Source organism: Streptomyces sp. NPDC007157 (genome assembly GCF_040634235.1).
Taxonomy (GTDB): Bacteria; Actinomycetota; Actinomycetes; order Streptomycetales; family Streptomycetaceae; genus Streptomyces.
The window spans coordinates 385,426-394,857 of the sequence record NZ_JBEYFE010000007.1 but is presented as its reverse complement, the minus strand read 5'-3'; the positions used below and the strand labels follow the sequence as shown (position 1 = coordinate 394,857).

The window sequence follows — 9,432 nt, the reverse complement described above, 5'->3', positions numbered from 1 at the left end:
TGCTGGCCGGCCTGCTCGACGACGGCGACTTCACACAGGTTCTCCAGCGGCTCGACAACGAATGATCGTCCAGCTCTCATTCTGAAACGATCAGTTACTGATCTTGCTCATCAATCGGTCGATTAATCACCAGCCGCGTCCCTCGCCTCCTCCTGCCAGTGGGCGAGGTTATGCCGAGTAGCCAGGGTCTGAGGGTGGTTTGGACTGAGCACCCGCTCCTGATCGGTAAGTAACTCGGCGAACGCAGCGGCAGCGCCAGCCGGATCCCCCGCCTCCCCGCGGATGCGAGCGAGGTCCTGGCGAGTGGCCAGGGTGTGGAGGTGATCTGGGCCCAGCACTCGCTGCCGGTCGGCGAGTAACTCGGCGAACGCGGCGGCGGCGCCAGCCGGATCCCCCGCCTCTGCGCTCCAAAACGCGACGCCGTGGCGAGCGGCAAGGGTAAGAGAATGATCTGCGCCTAGCACTCGCTGCCGGTCGGCGAGTAACTCGGCGAACGCGGCGGCAGCGCCAGCCGCATCCCCTGCTCGTCCCTGCCATCGGGCAAGGTTGCCCCGGGCAGCAAGGGTGTCGAGGTGGTCCGGGCCCAGCACACGTAGCATCACGTGCAGCAGTTCAGCGGTGGCGAGACCAGCGCCGGCCGGGTCCCCGGCCTCCCCCCGCCACCGGGCCAGGTGGCTTCGGGTGGCCAGAGTATGGGGGTCGTCTGGGCCAAGTACTTGCTCCTGGTCAACCAGCAGCTCGGCGAACGCGGCCGAGGCGCCAGCCGCATCCCCCGACTGCCCTTGCCAGAGGGCAAGTTCGAAGCGAGCGGCTAGGGCGGCACTGTGGTCTGGGCCGACACAGTGACGGGCGGCGTTGGCGAGTTGATGAAAGTAGGAGGTGGCGGCGTGGACCTGGCCGGTTCCTCCGAGGCTCACGCCGTTACGGAAGAGCACTGGGTAAGCGCCCGAATACCACAGAGCGTCTCCGACATGGCGATAGAGCGCGTCAGTGTTGGCGCGCAGGGTCTGAGCAAGGGGGATGTCCCTCTCGTCCTCGGGCCAGGCGGCTATGAGGGCGTCGGCGGCGGTGCGGGCGTACTGCTCTCGCTGGTCGGGGGTGAGGGTGTCGCGGGTAGCGCGCTGGATGAGTTGGTGGACGCGGACGGCCTGGCGGGGGGTGTCAGGGGTGTGGTCGATGAGGCTGAGCCGGTCCAGGGCGCGCAGGGCGCGTACCGCGTCCCAGCGGGCGAGGGGAGCTGGTTCCTCGGTGGGATGCTGGCCGGTGCGGTGCGAGGCGAGGTGAACGCGGGCCACCTCGCCGGTCAGTACATCGTGGGGGATGCCGTTGGCGTCGAGTAGGGCGGCCAGTTGGAGCATGGGCCGGGCCAGGCCTGCGGGGCGAAGTCGGTCTGCGCGGTCGATAGACAGGGACCAAGCGGCGGCGAGGGCGACAGCCTGCTCGTCAGGCAGTGCGTCGGGGGCGAGGTCGGCGAGCGTGGTGGCGCGGTCGGCCAGCAGGTCGCGGTAGGCGGCCATGGTCTCGCCGGAGTCGATGAGGTAGGCGGCGGCTTGGGACAGGGCCAGCGGCAGATAGCCTAGATCAGCGGCCAGGGCGGTGAGCTGTTCGGCGGGCTCGGCTCGGCCGTGCGCAGCCAGAGACGCGGCGAGGTAGGCGACGGCTTCGGCCTCGGTGAACAGTCCGACCTCGACCAGGCGGCGTCCCTCCCCGGTCAGGGCGGCGTCACGGCGACGGGTGGTGACCAGGGTCCGGCCGTGCGGGCTGGCAGGCGGCCACAGGCTAAACCGGTTGTCGGGGTCGTCGGGGTTGACGACAAGGTCGGCGAGGTCGTCCAGGACGATCAGCCACCGGCACGGCCGCTGCCCGTCCTTCGGGGTTAGCCAGGCCAGGAAGGAGCGGGCTGCCTGTGCTGGGTCATCGGGGTCGGCTCGGCACAGTTCGAGGCCGGCCTGCGCGTATCCGGTCACGACGGGCGAGCGGGCGCTGGCGGTGATCCAGACCAGGATGTCGAGGCCGCCGGTGTCCCAGGCGGTGTGGGCGTAGTCGGCGGCGAGCTGGGTCTTGCCCACCCCGCCCATGCCGGTCAGCACCTGGCGCAGCACCGCGGTGCCACCGCCGTCGACCGTCGCCTGCAGCCGGTCCGCCTCGTCGCGGTGCTGGAAGGACTGCGCCCGGGAGGGGATGACACCGACCTGGTGCGGCCACACTGCGGGCTCGCGCCGGGGGGCGGAATGCCGATGCTGGTGGATTCCCCCGTTGACGTTGCCGACGGCGAAGCCGCCGCCGGTCGCGGTAATGCTCCTGGTGCCGTCGCCGACAGGGTGGTGCGGGACTTCGGGTGGGCTTGTGGTGGCCGGTCCGCTCAGCCCTGGGGCGGAGCCGGCATGGGAGGGGTGCCGATCTGGGCCCCTCCGTGGATCACACCAGCCGCGATCGAGCCTTGCGCGGCGTGGATGTCTACCGTGTTCGCGGCCAGCCCGCCCGGTCCGGCGACTACGCCGCCCTGCGGGGCATGCTGTGCGAGCAGGCTGCGCAGCTGCTCGGCCGCCCGCTCCCGCTCGGTTTCGTCCAGGCTTTCCAGCAGGGTCTCGATGCGGGTCTGCCAGACGGTCTCCTGCCGGTCGCGGGCCTGCTCCGCCACGGCGGGGTCGGTTGCCTGCACGGCGGCCGCGGTCTGGTCCAGGCGCTCCAATTCGGCCTGCTCACGCCGCGCATCGCCCCGGCCGAACCAGCCCGCCACCGCCTGCCGCAGCCCCGTCCATGCGTCCGTCCCCGCCGCCGTCACCAGCGCCGTCCCGCCGGACGCGGCCAGTGCGATCAATGCCTGGTCGAGCATCCAGACCTCCCCCCAAATCGGTGTTGATGAGGACGGTAGCGCCGCATGCGGGGCCCTCGCACCCCTCTCGCAGTAACCCTCTTGAAGGCTCCCCGGCACCCCAGTACGGGCGCTTTCGACTGCACGCGAACTCAGCCGGTCGGCTGACTGCTCGGCGCCGGCGTCTGTCGGGATGCGAGGGCCTGGCACGGTGACCGCGGTGAGGTTCAGGCGGGTGTCCATGTCGAGGTTCACTTCCCCAACGACTACGCCTTCCTCATCGACGTCAAGGACGGCAACCCCAACGGCGACCCCGACGCCGGCGGCATGCCCCGCACCGACCCCATCACCAGCCAGGGCATCATCACCGACGTCGCCCTCAAGCGAAAGATCCGCAACACCGTCACCCTCGCCCACCAGGGGCAGCCCGGCTTCGAGATGTACGTCGAGGAAGGCGTCGCCCTCAACCCTTAGATCCAGCGCGCCTACCACGAAGGCGGCACCACGGAAGGCGACACCGCCACCGCCCAGCAGTGGATGATCCGCAACTTCTACGACGTACGCCTTTTCGGCGCCGTCATGTCCGTCGGCGACCAGAAGAAGCACGCCGGCAGAGCCCGCGGCCCCATGCAGCTCACCTTCTCCCGCTCCATCGACCCCGTCACCCCGCTCGAGGCCGGCATCACCCGCGTCGCCCCGAACAAACCCGAAGACCTCGCCAACGGCAAGGTCACCGAGATGGGCAACAAGCACTACGTGCCCTACGGGCTCTACCGCGGCCACGGCTTCTACTCCGGAGCCCTCGGCACGAAAGCCGGCGTCACCCCGGACGACCTGGCCGCCTACTGGCACGCCATGACCATGATGTTTGACCACGACCGCGCCGCCTCCCGCGGCGAAATGGCCATCCGCGGCCTGTACATCTTCACCCACGACGACGCCTACGGCCGAGCACCCGCCCACAAACTCTTCGACCTCATCCGCATCAAACCGCTCGGCCACAGCGAAGCCCGATCCTGGGACGACTACGCCGACCGCATCGACATTGACGAGAACCGCATGCCCGAGGCACCCGGGTCTGCCGAGCGGGAGCTGGCGCGGCCGCGCGGCTGACTGCGGGCGGCGAAGGGGCGGCGCACCTTCGCCGCTCTGTCGCGGCGGGCCGGCGCCGGAAAGCTGCCGGTCTCGGCATGCACCCTGCGCCGGGTCCTGGACCGGCGGCTTCCCACGCTGCGGACCGTCCACGCGTTCGCCCGGGGTGCGGAGGCCGACGAGGAGGAGGGCGCGCGGGTGTGGGCGGCGGCCGCCGTACGCCCCAGGCCGGTCCGGAGACCGGCTGCGTGCGTACCGGGGCGCGGCATCACGACCCGAGCGGGCCTGGCCACCGCGCTGGAGAAGATCCGGGTGGCCGCGGGCGGGCCGAGCCTGCGTCAGCTGGCCGCCTCGCCCGCGGCCGCGGGCCGAATCTCGCGCAGCGCCCTGCACAACGCCCTCACGGGCCGGCGCCTGCCCAGCGAGGAGCTGCTGGCTGGCTTCGCCGCAGCGTGCGGCGCCAGCGAGGAGACCACCCGCGCGCTGCTCGCCGCCCCCTCCCGGATCCTGACCGGACCCGAGCCCCAGTCGCGGGCGGGATACCCGTGCGAGATCGCCGAGCAGGCCGCCGAACGGGCCGAGGAGCGGCGCGCGCGGGACACGGCCGTGCGCCACTGGATCCCGGACGAGGACGAACTCGACTGGTACGACCGGCAGCTGCGTGATGCGGAAGAGGCCGGGCACCAGCGGATGAAGGCCTGGGTCGACGGCCTCACCGACGACGAACTGGACGAACTGCAGCAGGCGCGGGACACGGCCGGCGCAGGGCGGGGCAGCCTCCACGCCGACTCGCCGCGTTTATCCCGCGGTAGGCGGGCGGTTCTGAGAGCTGACGGTCGGCGGGTGCCGCCGTTACGACTGCGTGTGCAGGGCGCGGGCCGAACGGCCTGGTCGACCGGCTCAGCCAGTCCATCGACGTCGCCACCGAGAACCCGACCCCCATGTCCGCCATCGCCGACCACCTGGCACGCGGCCTGGCCGAACGCGGCTGGCACGGCGACATCATCAGCGTGGACCCCTGGCCGCCCGCCTGATGACGACCAGCGCCGACGGCAGCGACTTCAAAATAATCTGCCCCCGATTCATAGGTACGCGGACAGACCAGCCTGTGATTACTGTGGAGCCATCTAGACCGACACCTTCGAATCTGAATACTTTGACAGCTCCTCGGACACTTTCAGCGCCAAAGCCTGTCACGCCCCTTGGAAAGCAAGGGTACTGTAGGCGTCGCCTCAGAGATCCTCCCGAACTGAGCAGCAGCGGCTGCCGGTTCACGGACCCCCCGGGACCAGCACGCCTGGTGCCGGACCGGGAGGGGAAAGTGAGGTGGTGCTGATGGGTGCTCCGTTGGACAAGCCCGACCGGGGAAAGTGGCCTGAGCCAGACAAGTGGCAGGTCATCCTGACGGCGGCAAGTCTGCTGGTGGCGGTCATCGCGCTGGCGGTGCAGTTCGCTCAGTGACGTCACTGGGTCCGCCTCACGACCGGTCGAAATCGGTCCGTGCCCCGCTGCTGAACGCAGCGAGCCCGGCCGCCTTGAACTCGGCCGGGCTCGTGAACTGCGTGGAGGGGCCTGGCCCGGATGGCGCCGGGCCGGGTCTCTCTGCGCCGGCTGGAGACACCCTCCGCCGACAGTTAAAACTTTACCACCCCCGAGTCGCATCCAGCATGTATGTGCAGGTCAGAGGGCATGTAACTCCACCATGACGCATCCATAGATGCGTGCCGACATCCCGGGGCGTGAGCTGGAAACGTCAGCGAGCGGTCAGCAGGCCCGCTCGAACCCGTACCCGTACGGCATCTCCCGAAGAGCGGGCGCGGGCACGGCGTCGGGTGCTCACCCGCGGGCAGCGGCGTCGAGGGCACCGGAGTTGACCAGTGCCTCCCTCAACGCCCGAAGAGCGGCCGGGTGTTCGTGTGCGGGCCGCGCTGCGGCGGCGTCTAGGAGGGCGCGGGCGTGGCGTCGTACGGCTGTGTCCTTCCCGGCGCTGGCGGGGTGGGCAACCAGCTGAGCAGCCAGCAGGAGCGCGTCCTCGCTGTCCGGGTGGTGGGCGGCGCGCTCGGCGACAAGGTCGGCGTCCGTCAGGGCCGGGGTGTGCTCGGCGCTCGCCCGCGTCAGGGACAGCCACAGGTCATCGTCGAGGCCGGCGTCCGCGAAGCCGCCCGCGCCGGCGAGCGCCCCGGGCGGCAGGCCGGCCGCGAGCGCGGCGCGCCACAACCCGGCCGCCGCGGCCAGCCGCGCGCCGCCATCGGGCGGGACCGGACCGTCGGCGCGCGGGGTAAGCGAGGCGATCGCGGCCAGCAGCCGACCCACCGCATCCGCTCCCCCGGCGCCCGTGGCCAACTCGGCCCAGAAGACGGCCGGATCGCCCAGGACGGCGGAGTCGGCCAAGAGCGCGGCCGCCGTGTGGCCGGCGGCATCGGGCGCGCCCCCGGCAGTCTCTCGCAGGGCGCCGAGGAGCTCGGCGCGATCCAGGGCCGCGAGGACCTCGCGGTCGTACGGTCCAAAGCGCAGCCAGGAGGCGGCCGGCGAAGGACGGCCGGGGACGAGACCGTACAGCGCGGCCCGGTGGGCGGCGGCGAAGGCAGGGGCGTAGCGGTGCAGAGCGGGCAGACGTACCCCGATCGCGGTGGCCACCACGTTCTGGTCCCCGCGCGCGGCGAGCGCGCCGGCCACCGCCTCCAGCACGCCGGCAGGCATCTCCCCTTGCGTGCGGGCCTGGTGGACGGCGTACTCGAGCAGGCACCTCAACGCCCGCACGGACGGATCCGAGCCGAGCCACAGCACCGGCTCCCCTTGGCCGCCGTCTGCCGGGCCGGGACCGTCGGCGGGGGCCTCCTGGGCGGTGGCGGGGCGGGCCAGAGGAGCGGCCAGGGTGTGCAGGTGGGCCAGGACGGCCGTCTCCTGGTCGGCAGGGAGGGCGGTGTCGGTGCGCCACACGAGGGTGAGCAGGTCGAACAGTGCCTCGTCGGCGAAGTACACCGCGTCAGACCGCTCGCCGGCATCGTCGGTGCCGGGTGCCGGGCCGGTCTGGTCGAGGCGGCGGCGCAGGCCGAGCGCCGCGGTGACGGCGTCCGTGAGCGCACCGGCGGGGAGGGCGCCGGGGCGGTCGGCGAGGACGGCGGCCGCAGCGAGGTAGAACGCCCCGAGCTCCGGCAGCTGCAGGGCGGCCAGGATCGCGGGCACGTCGGCGGTCCAGACGGCCGGGTCGGCGGCGACGAGACGGTGCAGGACCATCGCGTACCCGCCGTCGCCGGCATCTTCCACTGCGGCCAGTGCGGCGGCGGCCGCCGCCGGACCCTGCTCGGCGGCCACCTCGGCCAGGTCCTCGGCATCCAGCACCGTGGTCGTCCTGACCGGCTCCAGGACGGGAGCGGTCCGCGGGTCCGGCGGGCCGTCAGGGCGAAGGCGATTCACCGCGTCCAGTAGCGGCTCCCAGCCGGCCAGCAGTTGTGCGGGCAGGACCGGCGACCAGTCCCACACCCGCAGCCAGGAGACGAGCGGCTCGACGGTCCAGTCGACCCGCTCAGCGCCGGCGGGCAGGACCTCGGCAAGCAGAGCGGCCGACGGCGGAGTGCCCAGCGCCGCACGGACGTCCGCCTCCAGCTGCGCGACGCGCTCGCGCGGGCAGGCATCGAACACCAGGGCGACGAGACGGGCCGGCTCCGGGGCGGGCTCGGCGGCCACCAGCCCAGGGACGAGACCGGCGGCCTGCTCCCACCACTCCCGCCCGGCCAAGTCGCCGTCGTGCGCCGGAGATCCGGCGGCCGGGCGGGCGGCGAGGTGAGCGGCGAGCAGCCGGTCATGGAGCCGGCCGTCGGCGGCCGCCACCCGGGAGAAACTGCGGGTACGCACCGGCAGCCTCACGCCAGCGTCCGCGTCCGCCGCAGCGAGGCCGAGCACGGTGCGCGCCAGCCTCGGCCCGCCGTACGCGGACGCATCCCCCGCGTGCACCTCATCGAGGTCGGCGCCGAAGACTAGCGGGCCGGAGGCCTCGGGCAACAGGGCAACGTCGCGGGCGAGCAGGCCGGCCAGCACGGCCCGGATCATGGTGATGTTCGGGTGCGCGTCGGCGTCGCGGCCGTCCGGGTAGGCGGTGCGGGCGAGTTCGCGCAGCAGCACCGCGACCTCGTGACCGGGCAGCCGGCCGGCCGTCTGATCGGCGATCACCTCCCGCGCCCTCTCCTCCTCGGCGACCGCGGCCGCGACCACCGCCTCGGCCGCCGACGCATGGCCGCCGCCGGCCAGGACTTCGGCGGCCTGGTTCTCGGCGGCCGCCACGCGCTCGGCGACCGCCCGCAGCGACCGGTGGCCGGCGTGCTCGTCGTCGACCGCCCCGGCCAGCAGCCTCTCCACCGCGAGGATCCACTCCCGGGTGCGCCCGGTGCGCGGAACGCTCCGGGCCCACCGCGCTGCCAGGCGCAGCGTCGCCCCCACCGCCGGACCCCCGCCGTCCCGTACCCCGGGATGGGTGAGGGCGGCGCGCAGCTGGCCGGCATCGACGACGCCGGGGTGGCGGACGGCCAGGTCCAGCAGCGCATCCAGGGCCAGCCGGCCGGCCGCGGCGACCTGCTGCGCGCGGGCCACCGCGGTGGCGTCGTCGCCGGCGGGTGCGGCCAGCCAGGCCCGGGCGGCGCCGGGGTCGGCATCGGCGACGTGGTCGAGGAACGGGGCGGCCGGCCACCGTCCGTCAGCCGCGGTGTCCGGCATCAGCAGGTGCGGCGCGTGCTCCTGCAGAACCGCGAGCCACGCCGGTGCCGGGCCGGAGCGGAAGAAGTAATCGGCGGCGCGCGGGTCCGCCCAGCGGGCGAGCTCGGCGGCCTCGGAAGAGCCCGGCTGGGCCAGGGCGGCGAGTTCGAGGACGCGGGCGGCGCGGTCCGGGAGCGGCACCAGCAGTTCCCGGGCCGCGGCAAGGACGTCGGTGTAGAGGGTGACGGCCTCCTCGGGGCAGGCCGCCCGGCCGTGCAGGATGCCCGACGCCGCGCCGTAGACCGTGCCCCACACATCCAGCGCCGTCTCCTGCGCCACACCGAGCGGGACGCCCAGCAGCCGCTCGACGATCCCGCGGGCCCGCGCCCGGTGGTAGCCACCCGGGCGCCCCAGCTCGCCGCGCAGCACCTCCGCCGCCGCCCACACCCGCTCCCACCCCACACCCGGCGAACCGGCCGCCGCCGTCCCGGAGCCGGCGGTGTCGCAGGCACCGACCGCGGCCGGCTGTCCGGTACGGGCCGGCGCGGCAGCCGGCTCACCGGGCGGGGCGTCCCCGGCGGCCCGCGGCCCGAGGGCGTCCACCGCGGCCAGCAGGTCCTTCGCCGCGGGCTTGAGGCCCGCCGTGACCGGGGCGCCGGGCAGGCCCAGCAGCGCGTCCGCCGCGGACCGCACACACGCCGCAGCCACCTCCGACGGCCGTACAAACCCCACCCCCGTCAGCGCCCGGTGCGCATCCTGCAGCAACCCCAACGCCCGCACGCCCGCCTCACCCTGGGCCACCAGAGCCCCGGCCAGCACCCTCGTCAACCACCGGC

4 protein-coding genes and 1 pseudogene are annotated in these 9,432 nt (G+C 73.4%); 2 read left to right on the top strand and 3 right to left on the bottom strand.

Annotated elements, in window-relative coordinates; all coding sequences use genetic code 11:
* Positions 1-122: 122 nt before the first annotated feature.
* Both ABZ642_RS16490 and ABZ642_RS16485 read right to left on the bottom strand, forming a co-directional pair.
* The gene (locus tag ABZ642_RS16490) at positions 123-2,207 is read right to left on the bottom strand and encodes a tetratricopeptide repeat protein (RefSeq protein ID WP_360483428.1); all 2,085 of its coding nucleotides are present in this window, start codon (positions 2,205-2,207) and stop codon (positions 123-125) included.
* Positions 2,208-2,362: 155 nt separating this feature from the next.
* The gene (locus ABZ642_RS16485) at positions 2,363-2,836 is read right to left on the bottom strand and encodes a hypothetical protein (RefSeq protein WP_360483425.1); all 474 of its coding nucleotides are present in this window, start codon (positions 2,834-2,836) and stop codon (positions 2,363-2,365) included.
* 147 nt (positions 2,837-2,983) lie between these two features.
* Here ABZ642_RS16485 and cas7c point away from each other — a divergent pair.
* A pseudogene (gene cas7c / locus ABZ642_RS16480) lies at positions 2,984-3,928 on the top strand (type I-C CRISPR-associated protein Cas7/Csd2).
* 1,305 nt (positions 3,929-5,233) lie between these two features.
* The gene (locus ABZ642_RS16475; RefSeq protein ID WP_360483422.1) at positions 5,234-5,368 is read left to right on the top strand and encodes a hypothetical protein; all 135 of its coding nucleotides are present in this window, start codon (positions 5,234-5,236) and stop codon (positions 5,366-5,368) included.
* Between the two features lie 375 nt (positions 5,369-5,743).
* On the opposite strand, the gene ABZ642_RS16470 is transcribed toward ABZ642_RS16475, so the two are convergent.
* Positions 5,744-9,289: a hypothetical protein gene (locus ABZ642_RS16470; RefSeq protein ID WP_360483419.1), complete on the bottom strand. Its 3,546-nt coding sequence runs from the start codon at positions 9,287-9,289 to the stop codon at positions 5,744-5,746.
* Positions 9,290-9,432: the final 143 nt, after the last annotated feature.

Excerpts from the sequence above, each read along its gene's own strand:
- ABZ642_RS16485 (WP_360483425.1), bottom strand. The coding sequence starts at position 2,836 with ATGCTCGACCAGGCATTGATCGCACTGGCCGCGTCCGGCGGGACGGCG.